The sequence below is a fragment of the Microbaculum marinum genome (genome assembly GCF_037855135.1).
Lineage (GTDB): Bacteria > Pseudomonadota > Alphaproteobacteria > Rhizobiales > Tepidamorphaceae > Microbaculum > Microbaculum marinum.
Window position 1 is genome coordinate 68,361 of the sequence record NZ_JAZHOF010000006.1, and the last position, 20,990, is coordinate 89,350.

Below are 20,990 nucleotides of genomic sequence, written 5' to 3' on the forward strand. Positions count from 1 at the left end.
CGGGCGGGACTTCTCCGGCTAGGATCGCCGGACAACCCGGTCACCTAGAACCAGCATGTCCATTTCTGTGCGCAGGAAGCAGTCCAATGCCTCCTGCGGACGGCACACCACCGGTTCGTTCTCGTTGAACGAGGTGTTCAGCACCATCGGTACCCCGGTGAGCTCCCGGAATTCCGAGATCAACCGGTGATATCGAGGATTGGCATCCTGGTGCACCGTTTGCAGGCGGCCGGAGCCGTCGACATGCGCGACGGCGGGAACGAGGGGACGCTTGTGCTCGCGTATCTGGAAGACCTGGGCCATGAAGGGAACGTCGCCGTCCTCCTCGAACCAGTCGGTTTCGAACTCCTCGAGAACCGAGGGGGCGAACGGACGGAAGGATTCGCGACGCTTGATCTTGGAATTGAGGATCGCCTTCATGTCGTCGCGACGCGGGTCCCCGAGGATCGACCGGTTGCCGAGCGCCCGGGGACCCCACTCCATGCGACCCTGGAACCAGCCGACCACATCGCCAGCGGCGACGCGCTCGGCGGCCTGCCGGCACAGCGCCGCCTCGTCCCCGATACGCTCGACGCTGCATCCCGCCCCCGAAAGTTCCTCGGAACGGTCTTCGAGCAGGGCAGCGATCTCGGCGTCACCGAAATCGGGTCCCCAGAACGCATGGCGCATCACGAAGCGGCGGTCGCCGCCGCTTCGGTGCCAATGCGCGAAGGCTGCACCGATCGCCCCGCCCGCATCGCCGGGAGCGGCATGGACATAGACACGCTCAAATCCGGTCCTGCGCCGTACCTTGCCATTGGCGGCGGAATTGTTGGCGCAGCCGCCGGCAAGCGCGACGTCCGACAGACCGCTCCGCTCCCGGAGGCGCTCGAGGAGATGGAAGAAGGCCTCCTCGTACATCGCCTGCGCCGACGCGGCGATATCCTTGTGGCGCTGGCCCAGGTCTTCGCCGGGGCGTCGTCGCGGCCCGAGGAGATCCATCAGCTCGGAGGAGAACAGATCCGCGAACTCCGGCGCGCCGCTCTCCCACTGAAACGGGAGCTCGTCGCGGTGATGGCGGAAGAAGGCGACATCGAGGAAGAAGCCACCGTCGTTCTTCAACCCGACGATCTGCCGCATCTCGTCGAGGTATTTCGGTTCGCCGTACGGCGCCAGCCCCATCACCTTGTACTCGTCGCCGTAGTGCGGAAAGCCGAGGAACTGCGTCACCGCCTGGTAGAACACCCCGAGCGAGTGCGGGAAGAAGACGCGTCCCTCGACCTCCAGCGACGTCCCCGAGCCGGTCCCCCAGGCAGTGCTCGCAAAGTCTCCGAACCCGTCCACCGAGACGGCGACGGCGTCGCCGAACGGAGAAACGTGGAAGGCGGAAGACAGATGCGCCAGGTGATGTTCCACCGGCACGATGCGGCCGCGGAACGTCGAGTCAGGAAACGCCTCCTCCAGCAATTCGGGAAGGCCCGCCCGGGCCCTTCGGGTCCGCAGCCGTTGTGCGACCAGCCGCACGCCCGGCCGCCCGGTCAGGAGGTAGCGGAGCTTCCTGCCCAGGTTGGCACGGGAATCCTGGTTGAGGGCGATGACGTCGACGTCGGCCAGGTCGACGCGGGCTTCGGCCAGGCACCAGGCGATCGCCTGTGCCGGGAAGCCGCTCCAGTGCTTGACGCGGCAGAACCGCTCCTCTTCGGCGGCCGCCACCAGCACGCCGTCGCGCACCAGGCAGGCTGCGGCATCCGCATGGAAGACGTTCAGCCCGAGGATGATCATCGTCCACCCGCGACATCAGAGGGACGGGGGCTCATTTGCCCGTCAGTTCCGCATAGATCCCGATGAACCGGCTGGCGACCCGATCCCAACCGAACTCGGCTGCGACCAGGGCCCGCCCCTTTTCCCCCATGCCGCGCAACGTGGCCAGGTCGCACGACGTCGCCTGCCGCAGGGCATCGGCGATCGCTTCGGCCGTCGGGTCGACCCGCCAGCCGCATCGCCGTTCGGTCAGTTGCGGCCATGGCGCCCCCGTGGTCGTGAGCACCGGCAGACCGTGCGCCAGCGCTTCCCCGATCGCCATTCCGAAGCTTTCCGTGTGCGTCGGCAGCACGAAGAGGTCGGCTTGCAGGAACGCCCGCCGCTTTGCCTTGGCATCGAGCGGTCCTGCAAACGAAACGGCCTCGGACAGTCCGGCATCGGCAACAGCGCTCTCGACTTCGGCCCGGTGCCCGGCTTCATCCGGCCCGGCGATCCTCAGCACCCAGTTTCGCGGAGCGACCCGGGCCCAGGCCTCGACGAGCATCGAAAGCCCCTTGACGGGATGGATCCTGCCGAGGAAGAGCGCCGTCCTCGTTGGCTGCGTGTCCCTGGTCCCGGCGATACCGGGCCGCTCGAACTCGATGGGCGGCGGGACATCTACGCCATTGGGAACCAGGCGGACCTGCGCCCGCGGCTGGCTCCGCATCAGGTTTCCGGCCTCCCGCTCCGACGTCGCGTGGAGGCAGTCCGCCGACGCCAGATCGCGCCGCTGATAGAGCACCCACGCCAGCGACTTCTTCCATCGTTTGTGTCTCAGTGCCCAGGGCTCGAGCATGCCCCTCGGACTGACCACGCGTGGAACACCACGATTGCGGGCCAGTCGGGCGAGGCGGTGATTGTGCGGCAACCAGATGCCGTTGTCGTGCAGAAGATCGACATCGGCGAACGCCTCCAGCGCCGCCGCTTCCACTCCCTCCAGCCGTCGCACCCGGGCGCCGCTCGGCAGCAGCCCGGATGTGGCCGCCGACCCGTCCGGCGCCCACAGCCCGACCTCCATCCCCGCATCGGCCAGGGCCACCGCGAGCCGCGAAACCGAATGGGCCGGCCCGCCATAGCTCGGCAGGAAACTGGTTCCTGTGAGGAGGAGTTTCAGTGACTTGTCGCTAGAGACGGTAGGAGCCGCGCCCGAACCGCCTCGACCCGTAGTTCGCCTGCGGCTGTCGCTGGGCGAATTTCCGGGCGCCCCAGTGGACCCAAAGCCACTTCCAGCCGAATGCGGCGACAAGAGCGGCTGCGGCCCCGCCGAGCATCTCGACCATCGACCCCCCAGGCTGAATCAGTGCCACTGCAGGCAGGAAGTAAAGGAACGTCGCGGGCAGATTGCCTTCATTCTCCGCCACGGCGGCCTTCCGGTCCAGCAATCCGATCAGCAGACCGAGCGCCACGAATCCGATCACAAGGCCCGGCACGCCGAAGTTGATCTGGAACTCCATCACGTTTCCGACGCCGAAGGAACTCGTCGGCGAAAGCACCAGGCCGGTCATGTCGGCGACGATTTCCGGACTGCCCCCGAAGACCGGCTTGCTCGGCCACAGCGCGCGCGGAACAAGCGACATCAACCCTTCCCATACCGATCGACCGTGCAGGTAGTCGACGGACCCCTCGCTGATGCGGATTGCCGCGAGTCCCGCGAAGTAGTTCTGGTTGAGCCGTTGATCGATCGCGATCAGGTGGAGCGGGTTCGACGGATCGAAGAACTCGAAATCCCTGAACATGTCGAAGGTGGCGTCGACGCGTTGCTCGATAGCCGCGCCGCCCCACACGGTGCCTCGAATCTCGGTGCGGTTCTGGAAGTAGCTGAGGAACAGGTTGAATCCGAGGACGAGCGCGAGCGCAAGCCCGATCACAGCCCGGAAAGGGCTCCTGGTCGAAATCGTGAGTATGCAGCACGAGATCACGGTGGCGGCGGTGCCGTAGCTCAAGAAGCCGCCAAGCAGCAGGCTCAGCACTGGATAGACGGCAAGCGCGCCGAACCAGATCGCCAGCCACTTGGCGTCGCCGCGGAAGATCGCGGCCCGCAGACCCAGCATGACGCCGAGCATCCAGACGGCGCCGCCATAGACGATCGCCGCGCCGAGACTTGGTATTCGCGCCAGGAAACCGAGGCCGTAGTTGAAGAACCATCCTCCACCGATGCAGAAGATGAAGAACGGCCGGTTGTCCCTGGGCCGCACCATCGTCGTTCCAGGCACCACGAGGCGGGCAACGATCACGCCGACGACGAAGCTGATCGCACCGATCGCGGTAAAGCGGATCCCGATCCGCGTCGGCTCAGGATCCCCGAGGTATCCGTCCCCGACGATATGGGCGGTGGCGCCCGGTACGTGAATGAGCAGCAGCAGGATCATGTAGGCGACCGGCAGTCCCAACGAGACCCGGTCCCGCCGCAACAGCCACAGAAGCCAAAGGAGAGCACCGAAACAGGTGGCGACGGATAGGGTCATTTGCGACTACAGGTCCAAAGAATGCGGCGTCCGGAGATTGCGGTGGGTAAATGGGCCTGTAGACTTCCTCGAGAAGCAGTTGGCCCAATTAGGGCCCAAAGGTCTGTGCCGAGACGACCGAAATGAAAATTGCACGTGTTTCCGTTGCCGGCGCGCTTATTGTATGCCTGCTTGCACTCGTTCCGGTTGTCTACAGCAAACCCCTCCGGCAACACTACGTGCAGACGGTGCAGCGCTACATTGCGTATATGGTTCCGCCGCTCATCGTTCTCGCTGGAGACAGCTTGACGGCAGAGGGATTTTGGCACCAGGACCTTGTGAAGAATCCCCTTGCGCTCGTCAACCTAGCCGAGGGTGGTCTGACGATCGCACAGGTAGCCACGCAAGTCGCCGCCGCCAAGAGCTATGCTCCCCGAAATATCCTGATACTGGCGGGAACAAACGACATAGTCCTCTTCGGCCGCACGACTGACGAAATCCGCAATGACTACGATTTCCTGCTCTCTCAGACAGAACGGGAGTGGAATGTGGTGGTCACCCTAATCCCCTATACGTCCTATCCCAAATACAGCGAAAGCATCTCCAACGCCAACGCCGCCATAACCGAGGTTGCAATTGAACATGGGGCGGAGATCGTCGATCTGAACTCGGCCATATCCGATGACCGCGTGCTCCTTCCTGCGTACACGACTGATGGAGTGCACCTCAGTAGGTTTGGTTATCGGATATGGGCGGACGAGCTTCGCATCCGGTTATCGCGTTGAGGGAGGGTTCGACATGGCGGCCGCGAGCGCTTGACGCCCAGCGAGGCGACGGGAGGCGGACCGTGCAAACTCGTGGGATGGCCGTTCGACAACCCAATAGAACGCTAGGGATGCGACCACGATTGCCACCACTCGCACCAGCCAGTCTGCGACTAAATGCGTGTCTCCGAGGGGAAGGAGAGCGATCACCACGTTGTGAACGAGATAAAGCGAAAAGCTCCAACGGCCCGCCCATTCGAGAATGGCAAAGGGCTGTCGATACTGAAAACAAGCAATTTCCCGTTCCACCCATGCGGCTGCAAGAAATCCAAACGGCAACAGCAGCGCCGGGTTGCCGATCTGAATCCCACCATGGTGAAAAAATGCCAGGCTCGCGACCGAATACATCCACACTGCGGCTCGCCAGTGCCAAATGGTAGCTCCCGGATCGGGTCGCCTGACAGTTGCCATTCGCTCCGCCACCAGACACCCGAGCAGCCAAACCGGCAAAGCGACCAACCAAGTCAGCCAGATCGAATACTCCCAATAGAACAATGTTTCCCAATCTGACAAGATAATCGAAAACGATATCACGGTGGATACAACAAGAACCAACGACAGCCCAACCCGATCTATTATTTTCCTCAACACCGGGTAGAGGGCGTAGTAGATAAGCTCGCAATACAGGGTCCAAAGTATAACCGTAAGCGCTGCCGCAGCTGTCGGACCGATCAGTTCCGCGATTGCTATCATCACAATCAGAGGCACACCGACTCTGATCGTCCGGCGCACCCAGAACGGGCCGGCTCGCAAGTCCATTCCCTGCGTAACGGGATAATGGATGCAAAACCCCGAAACTACGAAGAACACGAGCACTGCCGCAGACCCGTTGAAAGCGAGTTCGTTAGCAGCGCCAATCGCTCTTTCGATGCCTGATCCAGAATCGAAATATTGCCGTGCTGGAAATGTCGCGCCGTGGCTCAAGGCGACGATAGCCGCCGCCACGAAGCGCAAGCTGTCCAAACCCCTGACATGGCTCATCGATTGAATGGCGGAGGGGTCAGATGCCGACACGTTTCAGGGTCCCCAATGCAACTTCGAGCCTCCTGAGATAACTATAGCCACTTGCAGCGCATCGTTTCAGACCGGCTTGTGCGATACGCTGCCGCTCCGTCTCGTTCCGCACGTAGTATCGGACCTTGTCGACCAGTTCCTCGGTGCTTGAAAAGAACTCGGCTTCCTTGCCTTCCTCGAAGAAGTCCCGGTGCTCGTCCGAGCGGTCCGCCAGCAGCATGCTTCCGCACGCCGGGATCTCGAAGGTGCGCGTGGTGTGCTGGTCTGGCCAGGTGGAGCGCAGGAAACCCAATCCAATTTGCGATCCTGTCAGGGCGCGTGCATAATCGTCCCCATACACCTCACCACCCTGCAGTACCGGCGCCAGCACGTCGTCCCTCCGAATTCGAAAGGGGGCGCTCCCGGCCAACTGGCCGAGAATGATCCGACGACGAGGCGTCCACCGGCCGTCGGCCAGGAAATCCCAGTATCCGCCCCAGATCTTCAGGTCGGCTCCCGTCCTGGCGACGGAATGCAGTGCCGACTCCCGCCGAGGCTCCCAGCCGCCCAGGAAACCGACCTCGCAGGCCCATCTTGAATCGCCTGACGGCAGAGGCCGGTGTACTTCGTCGCAATAGCCGAGCGGCATGTAGATCAGCGGCTTGCCGAGAACCGAGTAGTCAGCAAGTTCGTACGTCTTGCAATAGACCAGTACGTCGAAGGCGCCCATTGCCTGGTCCATCAATGGGGTACGCTTCCACTGCAGGCTGAAATACGGGTCAGGCGTGAAGTGGACGAGACGCGCCCCGAGCCGCCGCATCTCTTCGAGCGTCTCGCGGCGCAGGTACTCCTGCTTTTCCGCCCACACCAGATCCGGCTGGAAGTCCGCGGCGGCGGCGAGCGCCGCATGGTTGATCGCCTCGACGATTGACCCCGACTGAAGCCGCCGACCGATTTGCCGGCGCAGCCACGACGCCTGCCTCCACGGAACGCCGGTATCCGTGCCGTGAACCGTGTGGCCGAGCCTCCCCAGCGCCCGCATCCGCATGCGCGACGTCTGCCCGGGCGAAATCTCGCCAAGAAAGAGAATCTTCACGAAGCTGCGGCCCGAACAAATCCTGTTAGGCGCTCTTCAAAGCGCCGCTTGCTGAAATGCTCACGCGATCGCGACCAGGCACCCCGGCGCTGGAGTGCATAGGCCTCCCCGTCTTGGAGCATCCATCGCATGGCGGTTACCAGTTCGCTGGCATCGGTTGGGTCATCAAGCAAAATCCCGGACCGTCCGTGTTCGACGAGTTCGGGAATGGCATACCGCCGGGAGGCGATGGCGGGGCAGCCGAAATAGGCAGCTTCGACGATGGACAGCGGCGCGATGTCGCTCAGGGTCGGATGCACGATGGCCCGAGCGTTCGCCAGAGTCTGCCGCAGCCGTGCATTCTGGGCGGGATTTTCCTTGCGGAGAAAGCCTTCGAAGACAATGCCCGGCTCCCGGGCCAGGCCAGCCGGACAGTCGCCGACGACGGTCAGCGTCGCTTCCGGACACTCCTGCTTCAATGCACGGAAGGCGGCAAGTACCGTTTGCCCTCCCTTGGCGTTGAAGTTGGTGGAAATGAACAGAAACGCCGCGCCCCCGTGGAAGACGTCCTCCCTCGGCGCGTCAATCTCGCCAAAGATGCCGACGGAACCGAGTCGCGACCGGTCGAGTCCATACCGGCTCGCAGCGCGGTCAGCGGCCCACTCGCTCGTGAACAGGACCTTAGCGGCCGAGCGCAGCCAGGCGCCTTCCGCTCGCTCGATCCGATCGAGATCGCCTTCTGAGAACTGCCGCCTATCGTGAAACACTTCAATATAGTCGGGAAAGGTACAGTCGCTCCAGGCGACGTACGGCCGCGACGGCCGCGACAACACCCAGGGGGTGAATCCGTGGAAAAAGTCGAGACGCGCCTCCGGCACCGACATTTTCGCCACTTCGAGCGCGACGGCGGCCATGCGGCTGCGGGAATATTGGGCAAATGCGCCAGGCCGGCCAATCGTGCGCAGCACCTTGGAGACCGCCTTCTCGACTGGGTTCGAACGCAGTTCTACAGGGCCCGCATAATGAACCTCTTCAGCCTTCTCCAACGCAGTCAATGCAGCGACGTTCATCGCCGAAAAGCCGCCCGACACGAGATCGCGCGGCAGGTGGGATACGAAGTTGATCATCGGTGACCGGCATATAGAGCGACCAGCGTCCGCGCGGAATTCGAGATCGCGAAGGCCGATTCCGAAACTGCCGCGTTGGCGCCGCCGCGGCACGCTTCGCTACGGGCGAGCCTCAGCAGGTCGGTCGCCCAGCGATCGACACCGGCGTCCAGGTCGAGAAACGTCACCAACTCGGGGACCACGACGCATTCGCGCGGCACCGCGGTGGAGGCCAGCACCGGCGTTCCGGCCGCCTGTGCCTCGACGGCGACCATGCCGAGCCCCTCACCTCTCGAGGGAAACAGGAGCACCTCGCTCGCCAGCATGAGCCTGGGGACATCGGCGCGGACGCCGAGCAGCCGTATCCGGCCCGACAGGCTTGCTTCCGCAATCCGGCCCTCGAGGATCGGAGTTCCTGCGCTGGGCGATCCGGCAAACAGGACGTGAAGGTCGGGATCGCGCCGACATGCCTCGATTGCGATGGAGGCAGCAAAGCCGGAGTTCTTGTGCGCGCGTGGATGGTCCTGGCGCGGGGACACGTCGATGCGCCCGGCGAACAGGACGATCCGGGTGCGCTGTTGCCAGCCGAACTCCTGTCGCACCGAGGCTCTGGCTGCAGGCCGGTGACCGGAAAACTGCCCTGTATCGAAGCCGCAATACACCGGCCCCTTCGGAACGCGATCGAAGGCGGGCGCGTCAAAGCCGTGTTCCGAGATCGCCTGCCGCGACGTGCCGGCGATATATGTGGCGTAGTGTGCCACGAACCGCTTGCCGACCGCACCCGTCAGGCGCTTGCGCAAGCCGTTGCCGTAGTTCTCCTGCACCTGATAAACGGGATTATGAACGTGGGTAATTCGAACCGGCGGCAGAAGGCCCGTTCCCAGCGCGAAATGCCAGCCGGAGGCATAGTCCTGATGATCATGGATCGCATCGTAACGGCCTTCCTCGAGTAGCCGCCGGAACGCCCGCGCGAACACCGGAAGCCTTGCCTGGCTGTAGCGCAGATAGTGGATCTTCGCGCCAAGCGAGCGGGCCGCGTCGTCGAGAACGCCCTCTTGGCCTCCCGTCGCAAGAAAATGAACTTGCGGTCCGTCATCTTGGTCCTGCCAGTGGCGCAGGAGTGCGACCAGCCAGACTTCGGCGCCGCCCATACCGAGGTTGTCGACAATCTGCAGGACCTTCACCGATATCACCGCGGCGGCTTGCGGGCCTCGACATACAGGCTCTCATGCGACTTGTCGGCGTCGTCCCTGATCAGCCGCGGATCCGTTCCCTGGCGATATGCAACAACTCTAGCATCTGAAAAGCCGAGTTCGGTTAGCACCCGGACGAACAGGTCGCCGTTCCAGGCGGACCGGTGCAGGTGCATCTGGGTGAGAAACGAGATGGCGACGGCCGGATGCGGAAAGTTTCCGAGCGCGCCGTCGGCACCGCCTTTGCTGTAGCAGGCGACGTATTTGTCGAGATCCGGCACGGTAATTCTCAACCAGGCGCCGGGTTTCATGGTCCGCAGACACTCCTTCAGGACATGCATGGCTTGCGAATAGGTTACATGTTCCAGGACATGTTCGGTAAAGACCCCGTCCCAAGTGTCTTCGGAACAGTTCCAGGGCCGGGTGATATCGAGACTCCAGTTCGGGCGGAACGCCTTCTCGCGAAGCCTTCGCTTGGGGGCGTAGTCGTCTGCGTTCACCCAGCCCGGATGTATGTGCGGTCCGCAACCGAGATTGAGGAAAATCGGCGCTGGCAATTTTGGCGGTGGCGGGCGCCAGAGGATGTGTCCGAGAGCCCGCTCGAATGAATAATAGGTCGTCTGAAGCGGCGAGAGGGCGAACTCGAAGCGCCCTGACTCGAGTTCTCGCACAACGGAATCCGGCCTGTCACTCATGCGTGCAGCCTCATCAGATCCGTCAGCGCAAATTCCAGGTCCATCGGAGAGTTTTTCAGATCGCGCAATGCCGCATCTGTGGAGGGGATCGGTCCGCGCATGAGGTCCACCGCTGCACCCGCCCAGGCGCCCGCTCCGGCGCAGAGAGCCATCCGCCGGAAGCAAGACGCTGCAAGAAGGCAATCGTCCGGCACCCCTGCCGACAGCAGCATCCGCAGCCCGGCGAGCTGGGCCTCGACGACCGCCAGCCCGAAGCCCTCCATCGGGTGCTCCGGCCGCGGCAGGATGAAGAGATCGCTGCAGCGCATGATCCGCGCGAGATCGCCGCGCCAGCCCAGCATGCGCAGCCTGTCTGCCACTCCCAGCGCTTTCGCCCGGGCCAGCACCGCGCCCTCTTCCGATCCCGCCCCCGCGAAGACGGCGACCGCCCGCGGTTCCCGACGCGTCAGTTCGGCGAAGACGTCAACCGCGAAGACCGGGTTCTTTTCCGGAACGATGCGCCCGCCGAACAACAGGATCACGCTGCTCGCCGCAACGCCGATCTCATGGCGGAATGCGGCACGATCCGGTTCTTCGCCCTCGAACGGCTCCGGATCCACGCCATAGTAATGCACGACATCGCGCCCGGGCCGGCGCGGCCGTCCCGCCAGAAAAGTATCCAGCGTGTGATTGGATATGCCGACGATGCGGTCGGCCATGCCGAGACACAGGTGTCGGAGCGAAGGACGATATATGCGCTGCTTCCAGCGTCTTGGCGTAAGCACGGCTTCGTCGGCATTGTGAACGTGCACGATGCGCCGCCGGATCGGCAGATTCACGGAGGACGCCAGGTAGAGGCCGCTGACCAGATCATGGTGGCAATGCAGGACGTCATACCCGCCCCTGACGAGTTCGCCGCGCAGACTGCGCGCGAACTGCCAGTGGGCGTCGAGCGGCACCGGCGACAGAACCACATGCGCACCTAGCGACCGGGCCTCAGCATCGAGCGCACCCTCGTGCCCGAATGCGCAGTAGAACGTCCAGTCCAGCGGGTCTCCCGCGCGCTTTGCATGGCGCAGCATCCGCACGAGCCAATTCTCGACGGCGCCGTTGTTCAGGTCTCCGACGACATGGATGACCTTCGGCGCGGAAATCCCCGCAAAGCTCCCCAAGGTCTACCGCTTGTGAAGCGGAGCCGGTTCATGCCCGGGCTGTCCGGGAGCAGCAGGCTGCAGGGGTGTCCGGGCTTCCGCATACAGACTTTCCCACGCGTATTTCCGATCGTCGATGCGCAGGGCGGCAGGGCCCCGTCCCTCCCCGAAGGAGCATCGGCAGACGCGGTCAAACCCGGCCTCGGACAGCATCCGCTCCATCGTTTCCCAGTCGTAGAGGAACTGGTGCTCGTATCGCTGCCGGAAGTAGTCGTTCACGACCTGCATGGCAGTCCTGTCTCGCTGTCCGCGGTGGGCGATCAGGCGCTCGGGATCGTCGAAATAGGCGCGCATGACCACCGCCCCGTCCGGAACGATGATGCGCGCCCATCCGCCCGGCCGCAGAATGCGATGGATCTCGCGCAGCAACTCCCGGCCCTGCTCTAGCGAGAAGTGCTCCACCACATGCTCGCAGAAAATTCCATCGAACGTTGCGTCAGCAAAAGGCAGGCGGCGGGAAAAATCGATGCAAAAATGGACGTTGTGATCACGGTATCCGTCGATATTGACCCAGTTGCCCTCTTCCAGACCGCGCGGGCCGGACCCCAGGTTGAGGAATGTCGGGCGCTGCCGGGTGTCCAGGAACCGGCGGATTCGGCCGTCCTGTCCGGTCAGGACATTTCGCAGCCTGACCGCCAGGAAATGGATATCCCACCGTGCCAGTGCGAGGAAGCGGTGGGAGAACAGGAACAGCACCAGCCTGCGCATGGCGTTCACGACTGATGGGCGGTGTCGGGCAGCGCGCGTCGCGTTCGCATCGCGTGGTGCAGTACCGGCGTCCGCCGGGGCTCGACCGCGTCATCGCTCGGGACTCCGGCGGCGTGGTCGACGGTCTCCCCCGGAATCCGCGCAAAGGCGCCAGATCTAGCGCTTCTCGAGCAGGACCGTTCCGTAGACTGCCTCTCCCCGCAGGTCGCCGGCCTGATCGAGATATCGAATGCGACGATCTGCGCGCGCTGCACAGGTCTTGAGGTTCTGAAGGCTCACGTCGAAGCCGGGCCACGCGTAGGGGTGAAGTTCGCACAGCACCAGGCTGTCCCCGGCGAGCAGTTTTTCCGCCCCGCCCAGTATCCTGATCTCGGCCCCTTCGGCATCGATCTTCACGACCTTCGGCACCGGCTCCCCGGTACGATCGAGGTAGGAGTCCAGAGTAGTGACGGTGACCTGCACCTCCTGAAGCACACCGGCCGGACTGCCCGGGAAGGCAGATTTGGACAACGAGGAATTCGCATCTCCGCCTCGGCTGAACAGTACCGCCGAACCTTCCCGGTCATACAAAGCCAACTCCTCTACCCGGATCGCCGATACGGAGGGATTGAGGGCGATGTTCCTCAACAGCAGTTGGCGCGATTTGGGGTCTGGCTCGAAAGCGACGACATGACCGGCCGGACCGCAGCGCGCGGCCATCACGAGAGTACACTGACCGACATGTGCACCGACATCGAGCGCCGTGTCGCCAGACTTCAGCGCGTCAGCCATGAATTCGATCTGCAGTGCATCGTAGCGCGCCACCGAATTGGGCGAGGTCCTGTACTTCTGCTTGATCGGCCTCGTTCCCGGGACGAAACGCAACGTCGTGCCGGCAATCTCGTAGGGCTCGCCCCGCCGCCCGTAGAGCAGCTTCTTCATGGCGAAGACGAACCGGTGTCTGGAGCGATCGATCAGCAGGCTGATGCCGCCGAGGTGCCGGGATCCGTCATGGGTGTTCGTGTTGACTGCCGGCGCTGCAGGACAGTCGGGATATGAGTTCCAGGCCCCGTGCGCGCCCCCTGAGCGCGGCCCGGGCAATTCGCCGATGCGGTTCAGGCAGGGTCAGGACCCGCAGTCTGTCCCGCAGGCGGACTTTGTAGGACTCCAGTTCGTCGAAGTTGGCCCGCATGTGCGCCAGCACGACACCGGAGAGGTAGATCCCCTCCGACAGCCGCTCCAGATAGGCCTCGGTGAGGCGGCCTTTCGCGATCAGGTGCGTCAGTTTCAGACTGGCGATGAGGCCCTGCCCCAGGCCGATGTCGCAGGCGCATGCGGCGAGATCGTTGTCGCCGCCGGAGACTAGCGAGGTCCCCGTCCGGTCCATCTGAATCGGGCGCCGTCCCGTGTCGTGCAGCCGCATATATTCTAGCGCTGCATCGCGACGCACGCACAATCCCGCCCCGCACGGCATCGTTGCCGGCAGGCGCGGCAGGTTCGACCAGACGTCGTGATCGAACTCGCGGATCACGAGGTTGCCCCAATAGCGCCGGGTCCAGTCAGGCGGGTCCACCTCGAATTCGGGCCGGCACTGACCGCTCCACGCGCCGAGCCACGGTCGCTCGTTTGCCGTGCGGACCGCCTGCTCCAGGAAATCCGGGTCCAGGACGTTGTCGTCGTCGACGAAGATCAGCAGTTCGCCCCGCGCCTCGCGAATACCGCGCAGCCGAGCGGGGGTGAGGCCAAGTGTCTCCTCGCGCACAGTCCGCGCAGCTTGATGCCAGCCGAGCGCGAGCCTGTCCCGCAACGGGGGATCGCTGCAGTTGTCGACGACGACCAATTCCCATTGTCCCGTCGGCAGCGTCTGTGCATTCAAACCTGCCAGCGTGCGGCCAATATAGTCGGGTCGCGGATTGTGCGTGCAGGTGATCACGGAGATGGGGACGTTGCTCATGCATCCCGCCGGGCAGGCAGCCGAACCAATGCTTCCCGCGGCACGGCCAGCAGATCCGTCATGGCGGGTAGCGTGTGGCCCTGCGCGGGAAGCAGATCCAGGCCGTGCCCGGGCAGCCCTTCGGCGAGGGTGCGGGTCGCCCCGCCGCGCGGATCGTAGTCGCAGGGACGGCAGAAGCAGGTCGTGAATCCGGCTTCATCCAGAAAGCTGATCAACTCGCCGGGGGGGCCAAACCGAATGAGGTTTTTCTCGAAGTATTCGAAATAGACCGCCTGGATCACCCGGTTGCGAAGGCTTTCTTCGGCGCCGCGCAAGGCCGCAAGCTCGAACCCCTCCACATCCAGCTTCAGCAGGCCGACGCGTTCGACCCCGTGCTCCCCGATATAGCCATCCAGCGTGATCGCGGGCACTTCGAGCCCGCCCGTCTTGCTGATGTGGGAGGCCCCGGTCTGCTCCTTGTTGATCTCGAGCCGAACCGTTCCGTCCCGATCGGAAACAGCGGCTGCGACCAGGTTCAGCCGCATCTCGGGGAACAGTGCGTGCGTGCGCCGGATCGTGTCGACCAGCGCCGGATTCGGCTCGAAGAGATGAAAATCGATCCGGTCCCCGTGTCGGCCGGCAAGGCCGAAGCTCAGGAGCCCGAAATTTGCGCCCACATCCATGAAGACGCCGCCTTGGTCTTGAAGGAAGGAGTCGGCAACGTGGAAGAAATCGGCCTCGAAACCACCCTCGATCGGGATCAGGCGCAGAAATCCGTCGCTCATGTCCGCATAGCCGTGGCTGTCGTCGCGGATGCGTACCAGCTGGATCGGCGGTTCGCCGGTCAGGCGCATCCAGGCCGTCATCAGCCGGTGGCGGCGTAGCGGGCGCGGCAGACGCTCAACAAGCTCGGCTGCGGTCGGGACCATGTCCAACACTCTTACGCCGATGGCGTCAGTTGGCGGACGGGGGGAGAACTGCCAGCATATCCTCGCAACCGGATCGGGCGACCAGATAACCGTGGCCGCCGAGCAGTTCCAGCACCGACTCCTGCTCGGTCCGGCTGAGATTCTTGATTTCCCAGTGAACGATCGAAGGCATCACCCGATCAAACGGGAAAAGCGCGATTATCTCCCCGTCGGCGCCTTCTGCGTCGATCTGCAGAAGGTCCAGTTTATCTCCCGGCAGGCGCTCCAGGACATCGTCGAAAGTGACGCAATCCACCGGCACCTCGCGTACCCTTTCCCCCACGCCGGGCAAGAGGTACTCGTGCTTGAGGAGGTGCTCGCGGTAGAAGGACGCCATGCCCCCCGCCCAGTCGGGAAGGTCGTCTGTCGCGACGGTATAGAGGATACGCCTGCCACGCTGGCGATCCAGCGCCGCCTCCAGAACCGCAATTTTATCGTTGTCCTGGTAGAGTTGTCGCAGGCTGGCGGCCGACCGGGGCTGTGGCTCGAGCAGCACGCCTCTCCAGCCGCAGCGACCGACATACTTGTATAGCGGGTCGGTCGAGATGCCGTCATAGGCTCCGACCTGGATGAAAATGCACTCCTGCCCGTGTTCAAACATGTGCCGGCAGATAACATCATCGAATCGAAGTTCCCGCCTCCGGTTCGGATCCAGCAACTGGCGAGGCGTGTACCGTATCCCCTCCACTCTGTAGCCCAAGGCCGACAGCACCGATCGGATAACCTCCTTCACGAACCGATCGACTGCTTGACCAACACCGGCGTGGCTTTCTTTGGCGCAATACGATCCCGGATGCGCCGCCACCGCAGCCTGATCGGGACGCTCGCTCTGTACGACCAGTGGATCCAAATGTGCCGGCACAAGGCGAGCCGGCGCCGCAGGCGTCCGGCCGGTAACCGCGTGTAGTAGTAGTCCTCGAAGAACTGCAGCAGGTCGCCGCCGACCATATCGTGCAGGAAGATCGACTTCATGCCCGCCCAATGGATCACCAGCGCGGGCGCGGTTCCCGTCTTGACGCGCTCGACTTCCAGATCCTCCAGGCCGTGGCCCGGCCAGCGCATCAGTTCGACGCGGTCGATGCGCAAGCCGTCGAACGCTTCCTTCTTGAGGACGACGAAGTTCATGACGCCCTGATCGCCGCCCATGAAGTGCTCCTGATAATAGAGCCGGCGCGGCAGGGTCCACTCCACCCAGTCGTCGAAATCGTCGCGCGCGACGAGGCCGGCCGTGCCGAACCACTCACCCGCATTGAAGGCCTTGCGGGCTGACTGGACATCCGCATCAATCTCCGCCAGCGCCTCCCAATCGTAGTAAAGTCGCTTGAAATCCGCGTCGGACAGCGCTTCGTTGTCCACGTAGAACGGGGCGCGGCTTTCGGCACGGCGGTCCAGGACCCGCCCGGTGAAGACGGTATCGACGTCGCAGACCATGAAACGCTGGCCGGCGGGCCCGAACAGCGGCTCCAGCTTCACCAGGCCCCAGCCATAGTCGCCTGTCGGCAGGTCTGCGACCCCGACGTCCCAGTATCGATTCAGCTCCTCCGCAAGCCCCGGCTGCAGTATGTCGCCGGCGAGTATCCTTATCGGCACATCCGGATAGAAGTAGCGGATGCTGGCGACGCAGATGCGCGTCAGCCGAGCATCGCGCGCACAGGCGGCCAGATAGATGACGTCGACGGCGTCGCGGTACTCGCCCGCCGGCGCGACGTGCGCTCCCGCAGCGGTCATGCCGACGCGCGCATGGCCGCAGGCCGCGATTGCGGCTCCGCCGCCGCAAGGTGGCATCGGCGAAATTCGCTTGACCTCCTCCGGCATCTCCGTGCTCCCTTGGCCGCGACAAGCCGGGGGGTGTCATGCTGTGGCGAATTCGTGAGTACTTGCGAGCCGTGCGCCGGGGGGCCGACGCGTCGGTGAGATCGGAGCAGCTGCTCCGGCGCATCCACCAGAGCCAGCTTCTCTCCTCTCTTGCCGCCACCCCGCGCTTCAACGACCCACTGCGTCTCCTGTCCAGCGGCTACAAGGTGTACTCCGAAGGTTACGAGGACGGTATGATCGCCGAGGTGTTCCGCCGGATCGGGACGACCAGCCGGCGTTTCATCGAATTCGGCGTCCAGAGCGGGCTTGAATGCAATACCACCTTCCTTCTCGTCCAGGGCTGGAGCGGCGCGTGGATCGAGGGCTCGGCTGCAAGTGCTAGGGAGGCTCGAACGGCCTTCGCCTCCTTTCCCGTGGAAATTCACAACGACTTCGTCACTGCCGAAAATGCCGACGAGCTGATCAGCCGCCTCGCCGACGAGGCAGAACCCGACCTGTTGTCGATAGACATCGACTCCAACGACTACTGGGTCTGGAAGGCGATCACGTCGGTCAGGCCACGGCTGGTGGTGATAGAATACAATGCCACTCTTCCCCCGCACGTCCGCAAGACGATGGCGTACGACCCAAGAAACACCTGGGACGGCGGCAACTATTTCGGCGCGTCGCTCGGGGCGCTCGCGGCTCTCGCGGAGACAAAGGGCTATGCGCTGGTCGGCTGCAGCCCGGCCGGGGTGAACGCTTTCTTTGTTCGCGACGATCTCCTCGGCGACCACTTCTGCAGGCCCTGCACCGCGATCAATCACTACGAACCGCCGCGCTACCTGCTGGCCGGACCGGCCGGGCATCGCCCGGCGATCGGCCCGTGGGTCGAGGTGTAGCGCCAGCCCGACCCGACGGCACCAGCTCCGCGTTGGTCCGCAGACGCATCCAACCCTTCCATTTGTTGGTCAGACGACTGCACGGAATATTGCGGGCCTGCGCCACCAACAATACGGCGCCCGATCCGTACAGAGATCGTGTTCCAAGAGAGCGCACGCGGATGCGACGCCAGACGTCCAGCGCCTCTCCGGCGTTGCCGGCCTCGGCCCAACGCTCGGCGACGAAGAAGTACAGGCTGCACAATGCCCGCTGCCGAACCCAGTTCATTCCCGGGCCATCCCGCACCATGTGCTCGAACTTCTCCAGTATCGCGAGCGCGCCATTCAGGTGCGCCGGAGACTTGCGCTGGTCGGCACTGATACGGCCGACCTCGTTCAGCCAGCGCACATGATGGTCGATTTCGGGAAACCGCAGATAGTGGACGCCCATCGTGAGCGCGCGCACATGAAGTTCGAGGTCCTGCCAGCTCAGAAGGGTTTCGTCGAATGGTCCGACGCGCTCGAGCGTGGTCCGCCGCCAGAGGGGCGCCGAAATGATCCAAGGCGTTTCGAAACTCAGAAATCGCGTCAGGTCGTCGCCGAAGAGATCGGGACAGCGGTCGTAGCCTTGGTCGCCGATCTCCCGGATGAAGAACGCCGTCTGAAACGTTATGAAATCCAGATCCGGATTTCGATCCAAGATCGCAACCCGGCGCTCGAGGCAGCCAGGTTCGAGGAGATCATCGGAATCCAGAAACAGAACGTAGTCGCCCCTGCCTGCCCGGATGCCGATGTTGCGGCAAACGTTCGCTCCGCCGCGCTCCCCCTCCCGACGCAGGAACCGGATGCGGGGATCGATTCGGGCGAGTTCCTCTGCCATCTCGTCGGTACCGTCGTCCGAGCCGTCGTCAACGATGACGTGTTCCCAGCGGTGGAAGGTCTGCGCACGCACTGACCCGATCGTCTCGCTAAGAAGTGCCCGCCGGTTCTTCGTCGGGGTGACGATGGTAACGCGCGGTAACATCAACGTATCGGTGGCAACAGTTTGGGTCGGATCTAAGGAATCAGCACTGGCAGAAAAGTTGAGTAGATGGCTTTCTGAATAGTGACCGCTTAAACAGACGTGCCGAAGTTTTAATTTGTTGTCTGAAACCTGATTCTTTGCCGATAAATGAGGCTTCTGCCGCAGTTGGCAACCCGCTTCCGTAGTCGCGCACCACTTTGAAACCACAATCCTCCAAAAGGTTTCTCAGCTTCTCCGCAGAAAAGTAGTTCAGATGCTCCCAAGGGTTAAAAACCTTGGGAAGCTCTTTACCGGAACCGAGTTTCACCATCATATCTAACACCTCACGTTCCTCGACTTGCGGAACCGTGAGAGCAAGAAGTGCGGAGGGCTCAGCAATATCCTTCAACAACTTTAGAATCTCTCTCGGATCCGGCACATGCTCGAGAACCTCTGTGCAGACGATCAGATCGAATGGCGCCGCCAACCTCACTTCATCCAGGCTCGCTAATACAGAAAAGCTTCCATCCTTTACTGCACGAATGCTACGCTGAAGACTCGGTTCATAGCCAGTTGAGATGATTTCTTTGCTAGCCATTATGTCTAGTAGCGCCCCGTAGCCGCATCCGAAGTCCAGCAGGCGGAGCTGAGTGCTGCCGGTTCTGCGCTCAGCCACGAGCCGAAAAAATGAAGACGCCAGTTCGAGCAAAGCCTGACGGTACGCCATAGTTGTCGTTATTGTTCTTGAATGGTCAATCACATCTTCATAGACCCGGGCTAGAAAGTCATCTGGAGGCAGCCATCCCGCATAAACGAACCCGGTTGGGCCCACCACGAACGGGAATTCGTCATCAGGAGATATTCCCAGGATCTGTGCGTAGTCGTCGCGATAGGTGGGATTCTGCGCCGCAATGCTGGCTGCGGATGCCCAACCCAGGGTCTGCACTGCGGGTTGCTCTGCGAGCGGACAAACTCGATTGACGGGGAATTGCCTCACCTGAAGCTCACCGATGGAACCGTCGAAATGACGAACGGAAACGGTCACTGATAGAGGCGACAAACAGGCACAAAGGCATCTCTAGGTTTTTGCAAAGTATCTGACGAGCTTCTTCACGGCCGCCACGAGTTGCCCTGCCTCCTTCGCGCCGAGGTCTTCGTGAACCTCCACGCGCAGGATGCGGGCGTTTGCGGCATGGGCATTTGGCAGCTGGTAGTGCCGAGGCTTTTCCTGATGCAGCGACCAGGGGAAACCGCTCTCTCCGAACACATTTGCATCGCGATGCCATGGCGAATCCGTGGGATAGAACGGATAGCCGGCATTCACGCCGCCGATACCTTCGAGTGCCAGGGCGGCAGCAAACTCCGCGACGGTGCAGGACAATCTTTCTGGCCTCACACGCAGCATGAGGAACCAGTAAGCACTCTCGGTCTCCGCTGGCGCGGCGACGAACTCGACGCTCTCGCAGTCCGCCAAGCCGACGCGCACGACTTGGGCGAAATTCCTGCGGCGATCGAGGAAGCCGGGCAGCTTGCCGAGCTGGACGCGGCCGATCGCTAGGCTGATTTCGTCCTGGTTGAAGTTAAGCGAGGCGACGACATTGCCGTCCGGCATCACCGCGCCGTACGGCTTTCCCCGATCCGTGACTTGTCGTGCGCGTGCGAAGATCATCGTATCTCGGGTGTAGACAGTTCCTCCCTGGGCGCCGGTGGAATGGTGCTTGCCGAACATCGTGGAAAAAGCGGCGACAGAGCCGAACGTCCCGACCTTGCGGCCCTTGTAAGATGCCCCGTGTGCCTGCGCGCAGTCCTCCAGGATCGGAATGTCGCGCTCGCGGGCGAGTTCGAGAATCGGATCCATGTCGACAGCGTGGCCGGCAATGTGTGCGATCACGATCGCCCTCGTGCGATCGCTAAGCACGGCGCGAATCTGGTCGACTCCGGTGTTGAAAGTTCCCGGCAGGCTGTCGGCCGGCACGGGAACGCAGCCACACATGACCACAGGCATGGTCCCGCCCGCATCGGTGATCGGCGGCACGATCACCTCGCTGCCCGGCTCGAGATCCAGGGCCCGCAGGGCAACATAGACGGACACCGTGCCCGAGCTGACCGCCTCCGTATAACCGCCTCCCATGAAATCGGAAAACTGGCTGCAATATGCGAGCTTCTCGGGCCCGTTGTAGACGATTGCACCGCCGTGCTTGATTTCCCGATCCATCAGACGAAGCACGGCCTGCCGCTCATCTCGTCCGAAGTGACGACGGCGCGGCCACGGCATGCGGCGCGTCGGCGGGCCGCCGTGCATATGCTTTGGCGGCACGAGAACGGCCTTCGCGACCCGCGGGTCAATGTTGACCGCTTCCAGTGATTTCCGGGCAATCGGCTTCACCGGCCCCAGCAGCGAACGCAGCATCGTCGTGTTCATGTC

General features: G+C 63.2%; 20 protein-coding genes. 2 read left to right on the forward strand and 18 right to left on the reverse strand.

Features of this window, described 5'->3' with window-relative positions; translation table 11 throughout:
- Positions 1–18 precede the first annotated feature (18 nt).
- Genes V3328_RS15095 through V3328_RS15105 form a run of 3 tightly spaced genes read right to left on the reverse strand, consistent with a single transcriptional unit; the run spans position 19 to position 4,244 of the window.
- The gene (locus V3328_RS15095; RefSeq protein ID WP_340330518.1) at positions 19–1,761 is read right to left on the reverse strand and encodes a carbamoyltransferase family protein; all 1,743 of its coding nucleotides are present in this window, start codon (positions 1,759–1,761) and stop codon (positions 19–21) included.
- Between the two features lie 31 nt (positions 1,762–1,792).
- The gene (locus V3328_RS15100) at positions 1,793–2,893 is read right to left on the reverse strand and encodes a glycosyltransferase (protein ID WP_340330827.1); all 1,101 of its coding nucleotides are present in this window, start codon (positions 2,891–2,893) and stop codon (positions 1,793–1,795) included.
- Between the two features lie 10 nt (positions 2,894–2,903).
- The gene (locus V3328_RS15105; RefSeq protein WP_340330519.1) at positions 2,904–4,244 is read right to left on the reverse strand and encodes a hypothetical protein; all 1,341 of its coding nucleotides are present in this window, start codon (positions 4,242–4,244) and stop codon (positions 2,904–2,906) included.
- Between the two features lie 122 nt (positions 4,245–4,366).
- Between V3328_RS15105 and V3328_RS15110 the strand changes: the two genes are divergently transcribed.
- Entirely contained in the window at positions 4,367–5,008 is a 642-nt protein-coding gene (locus tag V3328_RS15110) for an SGNH/GDSL hydrolase family protein (RefSeq protein ID WP_340330520.1), read from the forward strand.
- On the opposite strand, the gene V3328_RS15115 is transcribed toward V3328_RS15110, so the two are convergent.
- The 12 genes from V3328_RS15115 to V3328_RS15170 form a co-directional block, all read right to left on the reverse strand.
- Entirely contained in the window at positions 4,997–6,061 is a 1,065-nt protein-coding gene (locus tag V3328_RS15115; RefSeq protein ID WP_340330521.1) for an acyltransferase family protein, read from the reverse strand. The two genes, V3328_RS15110 and V3328_RS15115, sit on opposite strands and share 12 nt — an antisense overlap.
- Positions 6,048–7,088, reverse strand: a complete 1,041-nt coding sequence (locus V3328_RS15120; RefSeq protein WP_340330522.1) for a CgeB family protein — start codon at positions 7,086–7,088, stop codon at positions 6,048–6,050. Before V3328_RS15120 ends, V3328_RS15115 begins: the two co-directional genes overlap by 14 nt.
- A gap of 44 nt (positions 7,089–7,132) precedes the next feature.
- Entirely contained in the window at positions 7,133–8,242 is a 1,110-nt protein-coding gene (locus V3328_RS15125; protein ID WP_340330523.1) for a glycosyltransferase family 4 protein, read from the reverse strand.
- Positions 8,239–9,405 carry a glycosyltransferase gene (locus V3328_RS15130; RefSeq protein WP_340330524.1) on the reverse strand — a complete coding sequence of 389 codons (1,167 nt, stop codon included), beginning with the start codon at positions 9,403–9,405 and terminating at the stop codon, positions 8,239–8,241. The genes V3328_RS15125 and V3328_RS15130 overlap by 4 nt, the downstream gene beginning before the upstream one ends.
- Positions 9,406–9,410: 5 nt before the next feature.
- A complete protein-coding gene (locus V3328_RS15135) occupies positions 9,411–9,914 on the reverse strand; it encodes a class I SAM-dependent methyltransferase (RefSeq protein ID WP_340330525.1) in 504 nt (167 codons plus the stop codon).
- 191 nt (positions 9,915–10,105) lie between these two features.
- Positions 10,106–11,260 carry a glycosyltransferase gene (locus V3328_RS15140; protein WP_340330526.1) on the reverse strand — a complete coding sequence of 385 codons (1,155 nt, stop codon included), beginning with the start codon at positions 11,258–11,260 and terminating at the stop codon, positions 10,106–10,108.
- A 3-nt stretch (positions 11,261–11,263) separates the two neighbouring features.
- The gene (locus V3328_RS15145) at positions 11,264–11,995 is read right to left on the reverse strand and encodes a class I SAM-dependent methyltransferase (protein WP_340330527.1); all 732 of its coding nucleotides are present in this window, start codon (positions 11,993–11,995) and stop codon (positions 11,264–11,266) included.
- A 168-nt stretch (positions 11,996–12,163) separates the two neighbouring features.
- Positions 12,164–12,928, reverse strand: coding sequence for an FkbM family methyltransferase (locus V3328_RS15150; RefSeq protein ID WP_340330528.1), 765 nt, complete (start codon positions 12,926–12,928; stop codon positions 12,164–12,166).
- A 67-nt stretch (positions 12,929–12,995) separates the two neighbouring features.
- A complete protein-coding gene (locus V3328_RS15155) occupies positions 12,996–13,940 on the reverse strand; it encodes a glycosyltransferase (protein WP_340330529.1) in 945 nt (314 codons plus the stop codon).
- Positions 13,937–14,848 carry an FkbM family methyltransferase gene (locus V3328_RS15160; protein WP_340330530.1) on the reverse strand — a complete coding sequence of 304 codons (912 nt, stop codon included), beginning with the start codon at positions 14,846–14,848 and terminating at the stop codon, positions 13,937–13,939. Before V3328_RS15160 ends, V3328_RS15155 begins: the two co-directional genes overlap by 4 nt.
- 25 nt (positions 14,849–14,873) lie before the next feature.
- The gene (locus V3328_RS15165; protein ID WP_340330531.1) at positions 14,874–15,620 is read right to left on the reverse strand and encodes an FkbM family methyltransferase; all 747 of its coding nucleotides are present in this window, start codon (positions 15,618–15,620) and stop codon (positions 14,874–14,876) included.
- On the reverse strand, positions 15,617–16,702 hold the full coding sequence (locus V3328_RS15170; RefSeq protein WP_340330532.1) for a hypothetical protein: 1,086 nt from the start codon (positions 16,700–16,702) through the stop codon (positions 15,617–15,619). Before V3328_RS15170 ends, V3328_RS15165 begins: the two co-directional genes overlap by 4 nt.
- A 95-nt stretch (positions 16,703–16,797) precedes the next feature.
- Here V3328_RS15170 and V3328_RS15175 point away from each other — a divergent pair, with 95 nt between their 5' ends.
- On the forward strand, positions 16,798–17,583 hold the full coding sequence (locus V3328_RS15175; RefSeq protein ID WP_340330533.1) for a hypothetical protein: 786 nt from the start codon (positions 16,798–16,800) through the stop codon (positions 17,581–17,583).
- Here the strand turns inward: V3328_RS15175 and V3328_RS15180 are convergent.
- Genes V3328_RS15180 through V3328_RS15190 form a run of 3 tightly spaced genes read right to left on the reverse strand, consistent with a single transcriptional unit; the run spans position 17,501 to position 20,987 of the window.
- A complete protein-coding gene (locus tag V3328_RS15180) occupies positions 17,501–18,586 on the reverse strand; it encodes a glycosyltransferase family 2 protein (RefSeq protein ID WP_340330534.1) in 1,086 nt (361 codons plus the stop codon). The two genes, V3328_RS15175 and V3328_RS15180, sit on opposite strands and share 83 nt — an antisense overlap.
- Before the next feature lie 40 nt (positions 18,587–18,626).
- Positions 18,627–19,610: a class I SAM-dependent methyltransferase gene (locus V3328_RS15185; RefSeq protein WP_340330535.1), complete on the reverse strand. Its 984-nt coding sequence runs from the start codon at positions 19,608–19,610 to the stop codon at positions 18,627–18,629.
- Positions 19,611–19,643: 33 nt separating this feature from the next.
- Positions 19,644–20,987: a DegT/DnrJ/EryC1/StrS family aminotransferase gene (locus V3328_RS15190; protein ID WP_340330536.1), complete on the reverse strand. Its 1,344-nt coding sequence runs from the start codon at positions 20,985–20,987 to the stop codon at positions 19,644–19,646.
- Between the last annotated feature and the right edge of the window lie 3 nt (positions 20,988–20,990).

Excerpts from the sequence above, each read along its gene's own strand:
- V3328_RS15095 (WP_340330518.1), bottom strand. The coding sequence starts at position 1,761 with ATGATCATCCTCGGGCTGAACGTCTTCCATGCGGATGCCGCAGCCTGC.
- V3328_RS15105 (WP_340330519.1), bottom strand. The coding sequence starts at position 4,244 with ATGACCCTATCCGTCGCCACCTGTTTCGGTGCTCTCCTTTGGCTTCTG.
- V3328_RS15110 (WP_340330520.1), top strand. The coding sequence starts at position 4,367 with ATGAAAATTGCACGTGTTTCCGTTGCCGGCGCGCTTATTGTATGCCTG.
- V3328_RS15120 (WP_340330522.1), bottom strand. The coding sequence starts at position 7,088 with ATGCGGATGCGGGCGCTGGGGAGGCTCGGCCACACGGTTCACGGCACG.
- V3328_RS15125 (WP_340330523.1), bottom strand. The coding sequence starts at position 8,242 with ATGATCAACTTCGTATCCCACCTGCCGCGCGATCTCGTGTCGGGCGGC.
- V3328_RS15150 (WP_340330528.1), bottom strand. The coding sequence starts at position 12,928 with ATGAAGAAGCTGCTCTACGGGCGGCGGGGCGAGCCCTACGAGATTGCC.
- V3328_RS15155 (WP_340330529.1), bottom strand. The coding sequence starts at position 13,940 with ATGAGCAACGTCCCCATCTCCGTGATCACCTGCACGCACAATCCGCGA.
- V3328_RS15160 (WP_340330530.1), bottom strand. The coding sequence starts at position 14,848 with ATGGTCCCGACCGCAGCCGAGCTTGTTGAGCGTCTGCCGCGCCCGCTA.
- V3328_RS15170 (WP_340330532.1), bottom strand. The coding sequence starts at position 16,702 with ATGCCGGAGGAGGTCAAGCGAATTTCGCCGATGCCACCTTGCGGCGGC.
- V3328_RS15180 (WP_340330534.1), bottom strand. The coding sequence starts at position 18,586 with ATGTTACCGCGCGTTACCATCGTCACCCCGACGAAGAACCGGCGGGCA.
- V3328_RS15190 (WP_340330536.1), bottom strand. The coding sequence starts at position 20,987 with ATGAACACGACGATGCTGCGTTCGCTGCTGGGGCCGGTGAAGCCGATT.